This window comes from Streptomyces sp. NBC_01275 (genome assembly GCF_026340655.1).
Taxonomy (GTDB): domain Bacteria; phylum Actinomycetota; class Actinomycetes; order Streptomycetales; family Streptomycetaceae; genus Streptomyces.
Genome location: NZ_JAPEOZ010000001.1, coordinates 4,949,620 through 4,965,145, shown reverse-complemented (window position 1 = coordinate 4,965,145; position 15,526 = coordinate 4,949,620). Strand labels below are relative to the sequence as shown.

Genomic DNA, 15,526 nt, shown 5'->3' with positions numbered 1-15,526 from the left:
GCCACACACTGTGGCGCCTGTGAAGGAAGAGCCCAGTGTTTCTCATGACCTGATTCCTGTGATCTGACCAATCACCCCTGGCACTCGCCAAGATGGGATACGCATGTCCATAGCGAGACGTGTCACCGTACGCCGCCTGCTGGGGACGGGCGCCGCTTCGCTCGCCCTGTGCGGAGCCTCCGTGGCGGCCGCCTCCGGCGCCTGGGCCGGCACCGGCACGCCCGGCGGCGACGGCTGGAAGTCCGGCGGCCACTACCAGCCGGGGACCGGCGCGGGCACGGAGACGAAGACCGACCGCTGCCAGTTCTCGCTCGACGGCACGAACTTCTACGACTCCGTGCGCGTCGACGACCAGAACCTCAAGCCGGGCAAGGACGGCAAGGTCCACATCACGGTCCGCGCCGCCGGCGACGCCGGCGTCTGCACCGCCTCCCTCGCCTCCTACCTGGCCCACGGCGCCACCTTCGGCACCTCCGGCGAGCAGGTCTTCGTCGACTTCGACAGCGTGAGCGTCAAGCCCGGCGCGACCGACACCCTCGACATCGCGGTGCCCGACGCGGGCTGCTACGCGCAGATCGACCTCTACCGGGGCGCGGTGAAGTTCGACGGCAAGCTCGACGCGAAGGACGGCTTCGAGCACGGCGACCTGCCCAAGGGTCCGGACCGGCCGGTCATCAAGGACAAGCTGATCGCGGCCTGGAACGGCGGCACGAAGGACTGCACGGCGACCGAGCAGCCGCCGTCGTCCCCGCCCGCGTCCGTGCCGCCGGCCGGCGACACCTCGCCGTCGCCGTCGACGCCGGCCTCGGACACCCCGTCCGAGAACCCGCCCGCCTCGCCCTCGTCGACCGAGTCGACCTCCCCGACCCCGGAGGCGTCCGACACCCCGGTCACCACCGCGTCGTCCAGCGCACCGGCCGCCACGCCCGACGGAGGCGGCGGCGACCTCGCCGAGACCGGCGCGAACAGCAACTCCGGCCTGATCGCGGGCGGCGCGGCGGCGCTGCTGGCGGGGGGCGCGGCGATCGTCGTGGCCACGCGCCGACGTAAGGGCTCGCGGGCGTAACACCCACCGCTGACCCGCTTCTTCCGCGGTACGTCCGCCCCGGCACGCTCATGGCGCCGGGGCGGACGTGCGTCGTGGCGCGCCCTCGAAGGACAGGCTAGAGAGAACCCTCCACCGTCTCCAGCCACAGCTTCACGTACCGCTCCACGTCCACGTCCAACGCCACGTCCACCCACTGCTGTTCGCGGGGAGCGCCGCCGTGGATCTCGGACTCGCCGGGGCGGGGGCGGCGGTCGACGATGGTCTGGCCTCGGGACGGGCCGGGGGAGAGGGAGACCTCCACCGGGAGGCGTTCGGTGGTGAGGCCGGAGGGGTCGGCCACCGCGCAGATCGCGCCCGCGTCGCCGAGGCCGCCGGTGGGCGTGGGGTCGCCCGAGAGGGCCGGGTCGCGGTGGGCGAGGAGGTCGCCGGCCAGGCGGAGGCGGGGGTCGGGGCTGGTGCGCAGGCGCTGGACGTCCGCCGACGGGACCAGGACGCGTTCGAACACGTCGAGGCCGTACATCGTGATCGGCACCCCCGCGGTCAGCAGGACGGCCGCCGCCTCCGGGTCGTGCCATACGTTGAACTCCGCAACCGGCGTGGCGTTCCCGGTGGCCACCGCGCCGCCCATGAACACGATCCGCTCGATGTTGCGCGTCACCTCGGGGTGGGTGCGCAGCAGCAGCGCGATGTTGGTCAGCGGGGCGGTCGGGACGAGGGTGACCGGGCGCGGGGAGGCGAGGATCTCGCGGCGCAGCAGGGTCACCGCGTCCACGTCGACCGGCCTGCGGGTCGGCGCGGGCAGGCCCAGGTCGCCCATCCCGTCCTGGCCGTGCACATGGCTCGCCGAACGGGCCGGCTCGATCAGCGGGCGTTCGGCGCCCCGCGCGACCGGAATGTCCTTCGCCCCCGCCTGCTCCAGCACGGTCAGCGTGTTGCGGACCACCCCGTCCACGTCCGTGTTCCCGGCCACGCAGGTCACCGCCCGCACGTCGAGCCCCGGGTGCCGGACGGCGAACAGCAGCGCCAGGGCGTCGTCGACACCGGTGTCGCAGTCGATGATCACGGGGATGGGCTGACCGGTCACGGCAGACTCCTCTCGGGGGCTGATCAGTAGCTCGGCACCGACCTTACGCATCGGCCCACAGTTCGGCGCCCCGCGCCTCGACCCGGGCCGCGACGCGACGCAGGAGTTCGGCGGTCGGCAGGGGCGCCGGACGCCGGCCGTCCCTCAGCCGTACGGCCGCCAGGCCCCCGTCGGCCTCCCGCTCGCCGATCACCGCCTGGTACGGCACGAGTCGCGCCGCCCGGACGCGGGCGCCCAGGCTGCCCTGGTCGGGGCCGGCCAGCTCGGCGCGCAGGCCCTGGTCGAGGGCCCGGCGCAGGAGTTCGTCGGCCGGGCCCGCCTGTGCCTGAGACACCGGCAGGATCACCAGCTGCACCGGGGCCAGCCAGACCGGGAACGCCCCGCCGTGCTCCTCGACGAGATGGGCCACCGCTCGTTCCACGCTGCCGATGACACTGCGGTGCACCATCACCGGGCGGTGCTTCGCCCCGTCGGGCCCGATGTAGTGCAGGTCGAAGCGCTCGGGCTGGTGGAAGTCGATCTGCACGGTGGAGAGGGTCGCCTCCCGTCCGGCCGCGTCCGCGATCTGTACGTCGATCTTCGGACCGTAGAAGGCCGCCTCGCCCTCCGCCTCCTCGTACGCGATGCCCGAGCCGTCGAGGACCTCTCGCAGGAGGGCGGTGGCCCGGTCCCACAGGGCCGGGTCGGCCACGTACTTGCCGCCCTCGCCGGGGAGGGAGAGACGGTGGCGGGCGGCTCGGATGCCCAGGTCCGCGTAGGCGCGGGCGATCAGGGCCAGGGCCGCTCGGGCCTCCTCGACCGCCTGGTCCAGGGTGCAGAAGATGTGCGCGTCGTTGAGCTGGATCGCCCGGACCCGGGTGAGTCCGCCGAGCACACCGGACCGTTCGGAACGGTACATGCCGCCCAACTCGGCCATGCGGAGCGGGAGTTCGCGGTAGCTGTGGGACCGGGAACGGTAGATCAGGGCGTGGTGGGGGCAGAGGCTCGGGCGCAGCACGACCTCCTCCGCGCCCAGGTGCATGGGCGGGAACATGTCCTCGCTGTAGTGGTCCCAGTGGCCCGAGATCTCGTACAGCTCGCGTTTGCCGAGGACCGGCGAGTAGACGTGCCGGTAGCCGGCCGCCTGCTCGGCCCGGCGGACGTACTCCTCCAGCTCGTGCCGGACCACCGCCCCGTCGGGCAGCCAGTACGGCAGGCCCGCGCCCATCAGGGGGTCGGTGTCGAAGAGGTCGAGTTCGCGGCCGAGGCGGCGGTGGTCGTGCATGGTGAACTCCTCCTGGGGTGACAGGCGAGCACCACGAAGCCCCGGGGCGCTCACCCCGGGGCTACGGACATCCAGTCGTGGATCAGCGCGCCGGGACAGTGTCCGGCGTCGTCGTGAGGGACGGCTGGGCGCGCTTCATGGCCGTGACGGTAGCAGCGGGGCCCCGGCGGACGCGATCCGTTTTCCTGCGTGGACACGATCCGTTTTGCCGCGCGGACACGATCCGTTTTGCCGCGCGGACACGATCCGTTTTGCCGCGCCGCCCGCCCGCTCCCCGCCCGCTCCCCACCCGTCGCCCACCCGCCTGATCCCCTGCCGCTCGCCCACCGCCCACCCGCCCGCAGCAACGCCGGTAACCCGTACGGCCCGCCGCGCTGGTCGCCTCGTGGCGCCGGTGTTGCCGTGAGAGGAGGCGCCGCCGCCCGGCGCCGCCGCCCAGCACCCCCGCGCGCACTCCCGGAGGCATCCCCGATGACCCGTCGTCCCCTCCTCGCCTCCGCCCTGTTCCTCCTCGCCACCGTCACCGGCTGTGCCGCCCTCGGGCTGGAGCATCCGCCGACCGCCGTGCCTCCCGCGCCCACGATCGCGCCGTCGACGACCAGACCGGCCGCCCCCACCGCCGACCCCGCCCTCACCGAGGCCCAGGCGCACGCCGCGCTCATCACCGGCACCGACCTCGGCGCCCCCTGGATCCCGACCCGGGGTGCCGCCACCTGGCGGGACGGGATGCTGAAGGCCGCCGCGCCGGCCGGCGACTGTCAGCGGCTGCTCGACGCGCTCTACGCCGACGAGGTGCTCGGCGGGCCCGCCCGCGCGGTCGTCGCACTCGACGATCCCGACACCGCGGCCCAACTGCGCTACCAGCTCACCGGCAACCGTCCCGCGGACGTGGACCGCAGGCTGGCCTGGCTGAAGACGCTCCCGCAGAAGTGCGCCCGGTTCACGGCCAAGGCGTCGGGCGACGCCGTGCTGGACGTACAGGTCGCCGAGCTGCCGCTGCCGGAGGTCGGCGACGTCCGGCAGGGGCTGCGGGTGACCCTGACGAACTGGGCGACCGCCGAGGACGATCCCGACGGCGACCCGACCGCCCTCACCCTGGACGTTGCCGCGGTCCGGGCCGGCGAGGACGCCTTCGCCCTCACCAACGGCGGCCTGGGCGACGTGCTGAACGAGGCCACCCAGGCCGCCGTCCAGCTGGGCGTACGGCGGCTGGCGGACGTCAGGAAGCAGGGGAGGGTGCAGGTCTGAGCCCTTGCCCACACCTCTGCCCTACGGCTTCTCGTACGGGTCCGCCGGCTGCTTCACCCGCTGCACCGTGGCCGCGTCCAGGACCGGCGGCCAGGCCGCGTCCGAGCCGAGCTTCCCCTTCGGACGCCAGACGCCGGTGACGGTGACCCAGGTGTCGGCGGGCAGGGCCTCGTCGTCCGCGCCCCGGATCTCCACCTTGCCGGTGGTGGCGTCGGCGGCGCAGCAGGTGACGACGAGCCGGGTGACGTACCAGGCGCCGTCGTCCCCGTGCGTGACGAAGCCCGTCAGCCGGACCGTACGGCCCTTCAGGGAGCGTCCGCTGTCGTAGATCGCCCGGGAGCTGAACTCGGCGACGGTGAGCGCGACCGGGTCCCCGGCCGGCAGCGCCGGGAACGTCCCGACGCCCTGCGCGGCCCGCTGGGCGGCCTCCCGGCCCGCGCTGTAGGAGCCGAGGGCGGGCGGCGGGAAGAGGAGAAGGGCCAGCGCGGGAAGGGTGAGGAGCCAGGCGACCCGGGGGCGGGCGGGGCTGTGGGAGTGCCCGTGGTGATGCTCTTCGTGGGCCTGGCCTTCGGGGGAGCGCGCCGATCGTCGGCGTACGACGGCCATCGCCGCCGCCAGCAGCACGAGCACCGTGCCGGACACGATCAGACAGGGCCGTAGCGCGGGCTGCACGTACCGCAGGTACAGCTCGCTGAAGAGGGAGACGCGCAGGACCGCCGCGCCGACGAGGGCGAGGAGCAGGCAGGAGCCGTAACGCCTCACAGCAGCCACCACCCCGCGAGGACGCTGCTCAGCAGGGCCACCGCCCAGGTCGCGGAGGAGAAACGCAGGGCGAAGGACCGGCCGAAGGCGCCCGTCTGCAGGGCGATCAGCTTCAGGTCGACCATCGGGCCGACCACCATGAACGCCAGCCGCGCGGTCGGCGAGAAGCCGCTGAGCGAGGCCGCGACGAACGCGTCCGCCTCGCTGCACACGCACAGCACGACCGCGAGGGCGGCCAGCAGCGGCACCGCCAGCCAGGGCGAGCCGGTGAAGAGGTCCAGGACCGAGCGCGGGACCACGATGTTGAAGGTCGCCGCGGCCGCCGCGCCGAGCACCAGGAAGCCGCCCGCGTGCAGGAAGTCGTGCTGGAGGCCGGCGAGGAAGGCGCGGACGCCGGTGGCGTGCGGGGCGTCCCGTTCGGGCGGCCGCAGCCACTCCTCCCGGCCGAACCGGGCCCACAGCCAGCCCATCGCCACGGCCGCGGCGAGCGAGGCGAGGAGCCGGGCGAGGACCATCTTCGGCTGGCCGGGGAAGGCGAGGGAGGTCGCGACGAGCACCACGGGGTTGATCGCGGGCGCGGAGAGCAGGAAGGCGAGGGCCGCCGCCGGGGCGACCCCGCGGCGCATCAGGCTCCCGGCCACCGGCACGGACGCGCACTCGCAGCCCGGCAGCACCGCCCCGGCGACCCCCGCGACCGGCACGGCCAGGGCGGGGTGGCGCGGCAGGAGCTTCTGGAAGACCCGCTCGGGCACGAAGGCCCCGATCGCCGCCGAGACGACCGTGCCGAGGAGCAGGAAGGGCACGCCCTGGACGGCGACGGCCGTGAAGACCGTCCACCAGGCGGCGACGGGCGGGGTGTAGAGGTCGAGCGCGAGCATCGGGCCGAGGACGGAGACGACGGTCGCGACGGCGACGAGCGCGGCTCCGCCGACGACGGCGTACACGAGCGCGCGCACGACGAGCCGCAGCCCGTCGAGGACCGTCCGCTCGTCGGTCGCGGTCGGTCGGTCTCCCACGTCCCGCGCGTCCTGCGCGTCCTGCGCGTCCTGCGCGCTCTGCACGTCCTGCACGTTCCGCACGTTCCCGGGTCCGCCCGTCGATGTCGCGAGGACGCTAGCCGGGGCGGCTGTGGGTCGGCCGGGTTTCGGCGGAGAGGAACCTGTGACCCGAGCAGGTGCTAGAGCGGCGGCTGGGCGGGGGCCGGGCCGAGGGTGGTGGTGCCGGGGGCCGTGCGGTGGCCGAGGCCCGTGCGGTAGGCGTCCAGGGCGGCCTCGACGCGGCCGGTGCGGCGCAGCAGGTCGCCCAGCATCCGGCACAGGTCGGCGAGGTCGCCCGCCGCGCCGGCCCGTTCGAGGAGGCTGAGGGCGCGGACGTAGTGCTCCTCGGCGGCCTCCGTGTCCCGGGCGTCCTCGGCGATGATGCCCAGCAGCCGGTGCGCGCCCGCGGAGTGGACCGCGCCGCGCTCGGGGGAGAGGTCCCCCAGGACCTCGTGCAGCAGCTCGGCGGCCTCCTCCGACTTGCCCCTGCGGTGCAGTACGTCGGCCAGCTCGACGGCGACCTGGCTGCTGTAGAGGGCGGCGCGCTGGGCGGAGAGCATCTTCTGGGCCTGCCGCAACTCGCCCTCGGCGCGCTCCAGTTCGCCGTTCTGTGCGGAGACGTAGCCGCGCATCCAGTGGCAGTTGGCGAGTTCGGTGCGCAGCTGGAGCTGGCGGTAGAGCTCGGCGGCCTTGGCGAGGGAGGCGTCGGCCTCGGCGATGCGGCCCTCGGCGAGGAGGGTGCGGGCGACCGAGCGGTGCATGCGGGCGACCAGCGCGGGGTCGCCTACCTGGGGGGCCAGCGCGAGGGCGAACTCGGCGGCCTGGGCGGCGCGGGCCTGGGCGCCGAGGTCCATGTACGGGCCGATGACGGAGGCGTAGAGCAGGAGCAGCGCGTCGGGGTCGTGCAGTCCGCCCCGGTTGAGCTCGTCGAGGGTCGACTCCAACAGGTAGACGGCGTACCGGAGTTCGCCCGCCAGATAGTGGGCGACGGCGCGGCCGCGCAGCGCGGGCACCCGTACCGGGAGCGGGGCGTGCGCCAGACAGCCCTCGGCCCGTTCGAAGAACTCCCGGGCCGCCTCCAGGTCGCCGGTGTCGATCCCGCACTCCCCGAGCCCGAGCAGCGCGGTGGCCTGTTCCTCGACGAGCCCGTGCTCCTCGGCCTCGGCGAGCAGGACGGCGTACTCCCGGGCCGCGTCCCGCGCCTCCCCGGTGGCGAGGGCGCGTTGGGCCTCGGTGAGGCGCAGCCGCAGATCGGTGACGAGCCGGGCCGACCGGCCGGTGGCCAGCTCCCGGAAGTCCACCCCGAGCCGTTCGGCGATGTGCTTGAGCGCCTCGTCGGAGGGCCGCACCCGGCCGGCCTCCAGCGTGGAGACGTAGGCAGGGGTGTAGGTCGGCTCGGCCAACTGCCGCTGGGTCAGCCCCCGCTCGACCCGCAGCCGCTGCACGCGCCGCCCGATGACCTCCGGATCGTCCCGCTCTCCCACGCCTCGACTCCCCCCAACTCCCCCAGTGCCTCTTGCCGTTGGACTATCGCAGCCCCTAGGTTAAACGGCGAGTTAAGCATGCTTAATACAGGGTTGATGCCCCTGTCGTCCTTCCCGCAGTCGTCGACGTTGCGAGGTTGCCGTGCCAGAACGCACATCCGCACCCTACGGACGCCCTTCCCTCAGGTACGTCCGGGCCGTCGCCGCAGCCGTCCTGGCCGCCGCGGCACTGATCGCCGCGGCCAACGCGGGCCCGGCGAAGGCGACGGACACCGCCCCGGCCTCCCCGACGGCCCAGCACCAGCCTCAGAGAGGCTGACCGCACGTCCTGCGGTACGGCGTGTCCGGGATGTACGTCTTCCACTGGTCCCTCGTCAGACCCCCGCCCGTCCGCGCGCACACCCGCTCGACCGCCCGGGCCGGGTCGATGTCGTAGCACTGGAGGGAGACGTGGACGCCGGCCGCGCGCTTCCACGTGTTCGGGGGCCGGGGACCGTCAGTTCTGGGTCTGCAGTTGTCTCAGTTGTCGGTGGACGTGGTCCAGGGCGCCCTCGCGGCGGCCGGGGACCCGGCCGCGCAGCTCCGCGAGCGCGGGGCCCAGTTCACGGGCCCCGGCCGCGTCGCCGATACGGCCCCACTGGTGGTGCGCCCGGTCCACGGCCGCCTCCACGGCGGGCGCGTCGGCCGGCTGCCCGGCGGCCAGTCGCGCCGCCGCGACCTGCATCCAGGTACGGCAGCTGCGCGCGGCGTCCCCCGCGAACATCGCGAGATCCGCCCGCACCTCGGTCCAGTGCAACGCCGCCTCGGACCCGACCCCGTACGCGACGGCCGCCGCCTGCTCCCAGCGCGCGGCGAGAGCGTCGGCGGAGGCGTGCTGTCCGGACTGGACGGCGGCGGCGATGCCTGCGTGGGCGTCGGCTTCCTCGGGAGTCTCCAGCCGGTCCGCGGGCTGCGTCTTGGGGCGAGTCCGAGGACCGGGCCCGTCCAGGGTCGGCGGCGGAGGGCCGGGGGCGCCCCCGGGGACGGGCGGGGAAGGGACGGCGGGGGCGAAACCGACTCCGGGCCCCACACCTGCAGCCACACCGACTCCGGGCCCCACACCTGCAGCCACACCGGGTCCGGGCCCCACAGCCACAGCCACACCAGCCCCGGGTCCGGGTCGGGGTCCCGCCCCGGTCTCCGCCTCCGCTCCCACCCCCGACAGCACCAGATCCCCCACCTCCCCCTCGCCCGCGATCCGGGCCAACGCCATCTGGTGCAACAGCCCCGGGTCCGGCCGACCCCCGCTGCGCAGTATCGTCGCGACCGCCTTCATGTACGTCGGCGCGGCGACCGTACGACGTCCGGGCGGCGGCGCGACCCGGCCGTAGACCATGGCCGTCGGCCCGCAGTCGAGCGTCTGCTCCCGCAGCCACCCCCATGTCTCCGCGTCGGCGTGCAGATCGAGCAGCACCGTCGTCGAGCCCGTCGCCGAGCCGGTCGCCGACCCGCCCGTCCGCAGCCGCAGTTCCTCCCGGAACCAGTGCCAGGGGAACCCGGTGTAGCGGACGGTCGAGGGCGTCGTACGCGCCAACGCCAGGTGGGGCAGATGCTGGCGCCGGTCGAGCAGCAGCTGGCCGGCGACGTAGAGGGTCAGCGGCCCGGGCGCGGCCGCGGCGGCGCGCAGCCGGGTCAGCACGGCCTGCGGCTCCAGCGGGTCGGCGAGCTCGACGACGTTCGCGGTGTCGGCGCCGGCCAGCACGGCGGGCGGCACGGCCGCGAGCACGGGGAGCACGGACGCCGCGTCCACCAGACACCCCTTGCCCACAGGCGATGCCGCGAGCAGCAGCACGGTTCCGGGCATGGTCGGCCCCCTCCCCTGTCGATCACGTACGTCAGCACCGTAACGGCTGCTGCTGCAAAGGTGGACCTCCGCACTGCAAACGTCCCCGTACGAGGCCTTCGTCGCCCTCGCCCCGGCAGAAAACCCGCGCACCCGACTTGCCACCGCCCCTCCCCAGGTGTGCTCTGGAAGGCAGGGGCGGAACACGGGGGCGAGGAGAGAGAGGAGTCCTCTCATGGCTCATTCGGCGCCCGCACTGCGGGCCCCTTCCCCAACACCCGAAGTCTTCAGCGGACGGACCCACCGGATCATGGCCTGGGCGATCCCCGTCACGCTGGGGCTCGTCTACGGCTACTGGGTCGCGGCCAACAACCGTTCCGGCGGCCCGATCACCGGCTGGAACGTCCTGCTCGGCTTCGTGAGCGCGATCGCGTTCACGGCGCTGTACATGGGCGTCCGCTCCCTGGCCCCGCGCATGCCGCGCGAACTGCACGCCCTCCTGTGGACGGCGTTCGCCGGCTGTGCGTTCGGCTTCGTGTACAGCCAGACCGGAGCGAGCGTGCTGCGCTCCACGATCATGTCCCTGGCGGTCGCGGCGGTCGTCTTCGCATCGCTGTTCTTCCGCTACTACACGCACGAGGACGCGGAGGGACACCGCATTCGTTAGCACCCGTCAGCTGCCCGTGTGCGCCGCCTGCCGTCAGGCGGCGCACACGGGCAGACGGGCAGACGGCGCGCACGCGCATGGGCAGACGGCGCACACGGGCCCCGGCGGTGTTCCGCCGGGGCCCATGCGTTCCCTCATCCCTCCGCTCACCGGCCGACCGGGACCCAGTCCCAGCCGCCCGACGAGGATCCGGAAACCGTGACGCTGAACGACCCGGAGACCGACACGCTCCAGGCGTCGTTCCAGAACGGGTCGTCCCAGTTGGTCCACGTGCCGTTCTTCCACTGCGGACACGGGTCGGCGCAGGTCGGCGGCCACGCGCCGCCGGTGTCCACGAAGGCGGCGCTCGCCCAGGCCTGGGCGCCGACGAGCCAGTACCAGTCCGGGTCGCCGTTGACGCTCTGTCCCAGGACCCTGCACTGCACACGGTCCTGACTGCCGGGCGAGAGCGAGTCGACGGCGGGCGAGTGGGTGGTGGGCGCCTGCCGCAGGTTCAGATCCGTGCGGGAGACGACGGTCCCCCAGACAGGACCACCGCCGCCGTCACCACCGCTGCCGTGTCCTTCGGGATAGGTCGGCGGGGCTGCCGCCGCCGTGGTTCCCGCCGTCGACACGGCGAGGGCGCCGCCGGTGAGCAGGGCCGCGGCCAGAGTCCGCAGGGCCGGAGTGGTGCGCATGATCGCCTCCTTCTCCCCAGAACCAGGAAACACCCGTTCGGGTGAACCCTCCACCGGAGGCCTCATCGGGCCTGCCGGAGGTCCCGTCGGAGGTCCCGTCGGAGGTCCCGTCAGAGGTCCCGTCAGAGGTCCCGTCGCAGGCGACGTCTGCGCTCCCGCGCCCGCCACCCGACTGGCCGCGCCCCGCTCGCGCGTCCACCCCGCACCGCCTTGCCTGGAGGCGTGTCCCGAAGCCCCCGAACCCCCCGAAGCCCGCACGGCGCCCAAGACCCCCGAAGCAGCCACGGCCCCCGAGGCCCCCAAGGTCCCGGAGGCAGCCGAGGCGCCCAAGGCCTGCGGACCATCGCCTCGGCCGTCCTGATCGCCCTGTCCTGCCTCCTCGTGCCGCTGGGCGCGCTGGCGGCCTGGGCGGCGTACGGCCTCACGGACACCGCCCGTTACGTCACCACGATGGCGCCGCTCGCCACCGACCCGGCCGTACGGGACGCGGTCGCGGACACGGTCGGCGACGGCGTCGCCCGCGAGGCCGGCGTGAACCCGGTCTTCGTCCGCGACGCCGTGCGTTCCTTCACCGCGACCCGCGCCTACCGCACCGTCTGGAACACCGGCAACGAGGCCGCGCACCGGGCGGTGATGAGGGCCCTGCACGACGACGGCGCCCACGGCGGCGCCGACCACGACACCGCCGCCGACGACGACCGCGCACTCACCGTCGACCTCGCGACCGTGACCACCCCCCTCAAGCGCCGACTCACCGCCGACCACGTGCCGTTCGCCGAGCGCATCCCGATCGAGCACACCCGCGTGGCGCTGCTCCCGCACCACGAACTGGCCGCACTCCGGAAGGGCTACCACGTGCTCGACGTCGCCGGTTTCTGGCTGCCCCTGGCGGCCGTCGTGTTCGCCGTCGCCGGCATCGCCGTCGCCGCCTGCCGCCGCCGCGCGATCACCGCGACCGCCCTCGGCACGGCCCTCGGCGGCGCGTTCCTCGGCCTCTCGGTCGCGATCGGCCGCCGCTTCACCCTCGCCGACCTCCCCGACGCGGCCCACCGCCCGGCCGCGGGCGCGATCTACGACGCCCTCACCACGACCCTGCGCACCACGTCCTGGCTGCTGCTCGCCCTCGGGCTGACGGTGGCCGCGGCCACCTGGCTCACCCGGAACGTCCGGACGGTCCGCGTTCTGCGACGCCGACGAGCACCCGCAACGCCCACGCCAGCTCCTCCGGCGAAGCCGACGCGAGTCCGAGCCTGACCGCGTTCGGGGTGCGGTGCGGGTCGACGGCGAAGGCGGTGCCCGGCGTGACCGCGATCCCGTGCGCGGCCGCGGCGGCGGCGAAGGTGTCCGCCCGCCAGGGCGCGGGCAACTCCCACCAGGCGAAATAGGCGCGAGGGTCGGTCCGTACGACGAACCCGTCGAGACGGTGGTGCAGGATCCGCTGCCGGCGGGCGACATCCGCCCGCTTCTCCTCGACGAGCCGCCGCACCACCCCCTCCTCCGCCCACCGCACGGCCGCCTCCAGCGCGAACCGGCCCGCACTCCACCCCCCGGACCGCACCGCCGCCCCCACGGCCTCGACCCGCTGCTCGGGCACGACGAGAAAACCGACGGTCAGCCCCGGCGCGACCCGCTTGGACAGTCCGTCGACGACATGGGTGAGACCGGGCGCGTACGCGGCGAGCGGCACCGCGTCCGGATGGAGGAAGGACCAGATGCGGTCCTCCACGACGGGCAGGCCCAAGTCGGCCGCCTGCTCGCCCAGTCGGCGCAGCCGCCGCTCGCTGACGGTCAGGGACGTCGGGTTGTGCAGGGTGGGCTGGAGGTAGAGGGCGGAGAGGGGAGCGGCGCGATGGGCGGCGGCCAGGGCGTCCGGACGTACCCCTTCCTCGTCGCCGGCGAGCGGGACGAGCACTACTCCCAACCGCCCGGCGATCTCCTTGACCAGCGGATACGTGAGCTCCTCGACGCCGACCCGGCCGCCCGGCCGGACCAGGGAGGCGAGGACGGCGGCGATGGCCTGACGGGCGTTGCCCGTGAAGAGGACCTGCGCGGGGTCGGGCCGCCAGCCGGGAAGGGCGAGCAGCCCGACGGCGGCCTCGCGCGCCGAAGCGGTCCCGGCGGCGGCCGCCGGACGCATCACGTCGGCGAGGACGTCAGGTCGCGTCAGGGCCGCGAGGGCGGGAGCGAGCAGTTCGGACTGCCCCGGCGCGGAAGGGTAGTTGAGCTCCAGGTTCACGGGCGCGGCGGTCGCGGCCTCGATGAGCGCCCGCCCCTGCGCAGCAGCCGGGGCGGCCCGTACGAAGGTGCCGCGTCCGACCTCCCCCACGACCAGTCCCCGCCGCACGAGTTCGCCGTACACCCGCCCGGCCGTCGAGGGGGCGATGCGATGCCGGCGCGCGAACCACCGCTGCGGAGGCAGCTGTTGACCGGGCCGAAGCCGCCCGGAGGCGATGTCGTCGGCGATGCGGTCGGCGATGCCCAGGAAGTCCCCCACCGTGCCGACCCTCCGCCCTCTCGCCGATTGCACCGAGGGCAAAGATCTTATTGCACCGAGGATTTGACCCGCCCTAGGGTCGCTGACATGACCCCGTTCCTCGCATATGACGACAAAGGCGACGCGGACTCCTCCGCACTCCCTCTCGTGCTCATCCACGGCCACCCCTTCGACCGCACGATGTGGACCCCGCAGATCGAGGCGTTCGCCCCGTCCCGCCGGGTGATCGCCCCCGACCTGCGCGGCTACGGCGCCTCGCCGGTCACCCCCGGCGTCACGCTCCTCTCCCGCTTCGCGGCGGACGTCGAGGACCTGCTCGACTTCCTCGAGGTGCACGCCTTCGTCCTGGCCGGGCTGTCCATGGGCGGCCAGATCGCCATGGAGTGCTACGACCGCTTCGGCGACCGCGTCCGGGGCCTGGTCCTCGCCGACACCTTCCCCACGGCCGAGACGACCGACGGCAAGCAGGCCCGCAACGAGATGGCCGACCGGCTGCTGGCCGAGGGCATGCGCGGCTACGCCGACGAGGTCCTGGAGAAGATGGTCGCCCCGTACGCCGCCGACGACGTCAAGGCCCACGTCCACCGCATGATGACGTCCACACCCCCCGAGGGCGCCGCCGCGGCCCTCCGGGGCCGCGCCGAACGCCCCGACTACCGCTCCCTCCTGACCCGGGTCGCCGTCCCCGCCCTGGTCGTCGTGGGCGAGGACGACGAGTTCACCCCGGTCCCCGAGGCGGAGGCGATGCACGCGGCACTCCCCCACTCCGACCTCCAGGTCGTCAAGGGAGCGGCCCACATGCCGAACCTGGAGCGGCCGGAGGAGTTCAACGCGGCGCTGGGGGACTTCCTGAGCCGGATCGACGCGGCCGACGCAGCCGACGCAGCCGACGCAGCCGACGCGGCTGACGCGGCCGACGCCGGCTGATCCCCGGGTCGGTCGGCGGAAGGAGGACCGCGTCACTTCTCCTGTATCCAGGCGAGCGTGATCCGCATGTCGCCGAATCGCCAGCCCGCCGGGGTCCGCACGGCGGTGCAGGCGGTGCGCAGGCCGCTCGTCCGATGGGGCGCCTCACCGTCGCGGTAGAAGTACACGAGTTGGTTCGCGGTGGCCTTCGCACGATCACCGTCGACGTCCACCAGCACGTCCCCGTGCACGTGTTGCGTGCGCTCCCCCTCGACCGGGCTTCGCTTCAGAAAGGCAGTCACCTCGTCGAGGCCGTGCAGCTCACCGCCCCGCGGCGAGTGCACCACGATGTCGTGGTGATAGACGGTGGCGGCGTCTTCGTGGCGGCACTCGTCCAGCAGGTTGGCCAGGCGGGCGAACAGGTCGGCGATCTCGGCTCGGTCGATGGTCTGGGAAGCAGCGGACACGACGACTCCTTTGATGGTTTCTCCAACATTGGAGAGACCAACACTATGGGTGGAGTGTTGGTCTTGCCAACACTCCTGCCGATAGAGTGGTCGCCATGGACGAGATCCCCGAGCGCCTGGCGGTGAAGCCGAGCTGGCTGATCACCCAGCTGGCCGTGCACGCCCGCCGGCTGGCGTTCGACGGCTTCACCGCCGCCGGAGCGCGCGGGTACCACTACCGCATCCTGGCGGCACTGCACGAGTTCGGGCCCGCGAGCCAGGCGGAGCTCGGCCGCCGGTGCCGCATCGACCGCAGCGACATCGTGGCGGCCGTCAACGAACTGGTCGAGCAGGGCTTCGTCGACCGGGCGCCGGACCCGGACCATGGACGGCGCAACAGGGTGACGCTCACGGGGGGCGGTGCCGGGCAGCTGCGGCGCATGGACGGAGTGCTCGACCAGGTGCAGGACGACCTGCTCAAACCGCTGTCGCCCGAAGACCGACAGACCCTGACCCGCCTGCTCAGCCGAGTTCTCGCCCAGCACGAACCGGAATGACCGCCGCAGTACGGCACGAACCGTGACGCC

16 protein-coding genes are annotated in these 15,526 nt (G+C 73.9%); 7 read left to right on the top strand and 9 right to left on the bottom strand.

Annotated features, from left to right (window positions below; all coding sequences use genetic code 11):
- Positions 1-103 precede the first annotated feature (103 nt).
- A complete protein-coding gene (locus OG562_RS21850; RefSeq protein WP_266400308.1) occupies positions 104-1,066 on the top strand; it encodes an LAETG motif-containing sortase-dependent surface protein in 963 nt (320 codons plus the stop codon).
- Between the two features lie 97 nt (positions 1,067-1,163).
- Here the strand turns inward: OG562_RS21850 and OG562_RS21845 are convergent, their stop codons facing one another.
- Both OG562_RS21845 and thrS read right to left on the bottom strand, forming a co-directional pair.
- Positions 1,164-2,132 (bottom strand): nucleoside hydrolase, encoded by a 969-nt coding sequence (locus tag OG562_RS21845; RefSeq protein ID WP_266400307.1) that lies wholly within the window; start codon positions 2,130-2,132, stop codon positions 1,164-1,166.
- A gap of 43 nt (positions 2,133-2,175) precedes the next feature.
- Positions 2,176-3,420, bottom strand: coding sequence for a threonine--tRNA ligase (gene thrS / locus OG562_RS21840; RefSeq protein ID WP_266409453.1), 1,245 nt, complete (start codon positions 3,418-3,420; stop codon positions 2,176-2,178).
- 447 nt (positions 3,421-3,867) lie between these two features.
- Between thrS and OG562_RS21835 the strand changes: the two genes are divergently transcribed.
- Complete coding sequence (locus OG562_RS21835; protein ID WP_266400306.1) at positions 3,868-4,644, top strand: hypothetical protein; 777 nt, start codon at positions 3,868-3,870, stop codon at positions 4,642-4,644.
- Between the two features lie 21 nt (positions 4,645-4,665).
- Here OG562_RS21835 and OG562_RS21830 read toward each other — a convergent pair whose 3' ends face one another.
- From OG562_RS21830 to OG562_RS21820, 3 genes are all read right to left on the bottom strand, one after another.
- On the bottom strand, positions 4,666-5,406 hold the full coding sequence (locus OG562_RS21830; protein ID WP_266400305.1) for a TIGR03943 family protein: 741 nt from the start codon (positions 5,404-5,406) through the stop codon (positions 4,666-4,668).
- Positions 5,403-6,422, bottom strand: coding sequence for a permease (locus OG562_RS21825; RefSeq protein WP_266409452.1), 1,020 nt, complete (start codon positions 6,420-6,422; stop codon positions 5,403-5,405). The genes OG562_RS21830 and OG562_RS21825 overlap by 4 nt, the downstream gene beginning before the upstream one ends.
- 161 nt (positions 6,423-6,583) lie before the next feature.
- The gene (locus tag OG562_RS21820) at positions 6,584-7,927 is read right to left on the bottom strand and encodes a helix-turn-helix domain-containing protein (protein WP_266400304.1); all 1,344 of its coding nucleotides are present in this window, start codon (positions 7,925-7,927) and stop codon (positions 6,584-6,586) included.
- Between the two features lie 142 nt (positions 7,928-8,069).
- Here OG562_RS21820 and OG562_RS21815 point away from each other — a divergent pair, with 142 nt between their 5' ends.
- Entirely contained in the window at positions 8,070-8,246 is a 177-nt protein-coding gene (locus OG562_RS21815) for a hypothetical protein (RefSeq protein ID WP_266400303.1), read from the top strand.
- Between the two features lie 177 nt (positions 8,247-8,423).
- Here the strand turns inward: OG562_RS21815 and OG562_RS21810 are convergent, their stop codons facing one another.
- Positions 8,424-9,770: a hypothetical protein gene (locus OG562_RS21810; RefSeq protein ID WP_266400301.1), complete on the bottom strand. Its 1,347-nt coding sequence runs from the start codon at positions 9,768-9,770 to the stop codon at positions 8,424-8,426.
- A gap of 214 nt (positions 9,771-9,984) precedes the next feature.
- On the opposite strand from OG562_RS21810, the gene OG562_RS21805 reads away from it, so the two are divergent.
- On the top strand, positions 9,985-10,416 hold the full coding sequence (locus OG562_RS21805; protein ID WP_266400299.1) for a hypothetical protein: 432 nt from the start codon (positions 9,985-9,987) through the stop codon (positions 10,414-10,416).
- Positions 10,417-10,562: 146 nt separating this feature from the next.
- Here the strand turns inward: OG562_RS21805 and OG562_RS21800 are convergent, their stop codons facing one another.
- Positions 10,563-11,093, bottom strand: coding sequence for an SH3 domain-containing protein (locus OG562_RS21800; protein ID WP_266400297.1), 531 nt, complete (start codon positions 11,091-11,093; stop codon positions 10,563-10,565).
- Positions 11,094-11,426: 333 nt separating this feature from the next.
- Between OG562_RS21800 and OG562_RS21795 the strand changes: the two genes are divergently transcribed.
- Positions 11,427-12,347, top strand: a complete 921-nt coding sequence (locus tag OG562_RS21795; RefSeq protein ID WP_266409451.1) for a hypothetical protein — start codon at positions 11,427-11,429, stop codon at positions 12,345-12,347.
- Here OG562_RS21795 and OG562_RS21790 read toward each other — a convergent pair.
- Positions 12,247-13,587: a PLP-dependent aminotransferase family protein gene (locus tag OG562_RS21790; RefSeq protein ID WP_266400295.1), complete on the bottom strand. Its 1,341-nt coding sequence runs from the start codon at positions 13,585-13,587 to the stop codon at positions 12,247-12,249. The genes OG562_RS21795 and OG562_RS21790 overlap by 101 nt on opposite strands.
- A gap of 87 nt (positions 13,588-13,674) precedes the next feature.
- Here OG562_RS21790 and OG562_RS21785 point away from each other — a divergent pair, with 87 nt between their 5' ends.
- Entirely contained in the window at positions 13,675-14,514 is an 840-nt protein-coding gene (locus OG562_RS21785) for an alpha/beta fold hydrolase (RefSeq protein ID WP_266400294.1), read from the top strand.
- Positions 14,515-14,546: 32 nt separating this feature from the next.
- On the opposite strand, the gene OG562_RS21780 is transcribed toward OG562_RS21785, so the two are convergent.
- Positions 14,547-14,960: a nuclear transport factor 2 family protein gene (locus OG562_RS21780; protein ID WP_266400292.1), complete on the bottom strand. Its 414-nt coding sequence runs from the start codon at positions 14,958-14,960 to the stop codon at positions 14,547-14,549.
- A gap of 95 nt (positions 14,961-15,055) precedes the next feature.
- On the opposite strand from OG562_RS21780, the gene OG562_RS21775 reads away from it, so the two are divergent.
- Complete coding sequence (locus OG562_RS21775; RefSeq protein WP_266400291.1) at positions 15,056-15,496, top strand: MarR family winged helix-turn-helix transcriptional regulator; 441 nt, start codon at positions 15,056-15,058, stop codon at positions 15,494-15,496.
- Positions 15,497-15,526: the final 30 nt, after the last annotated feature.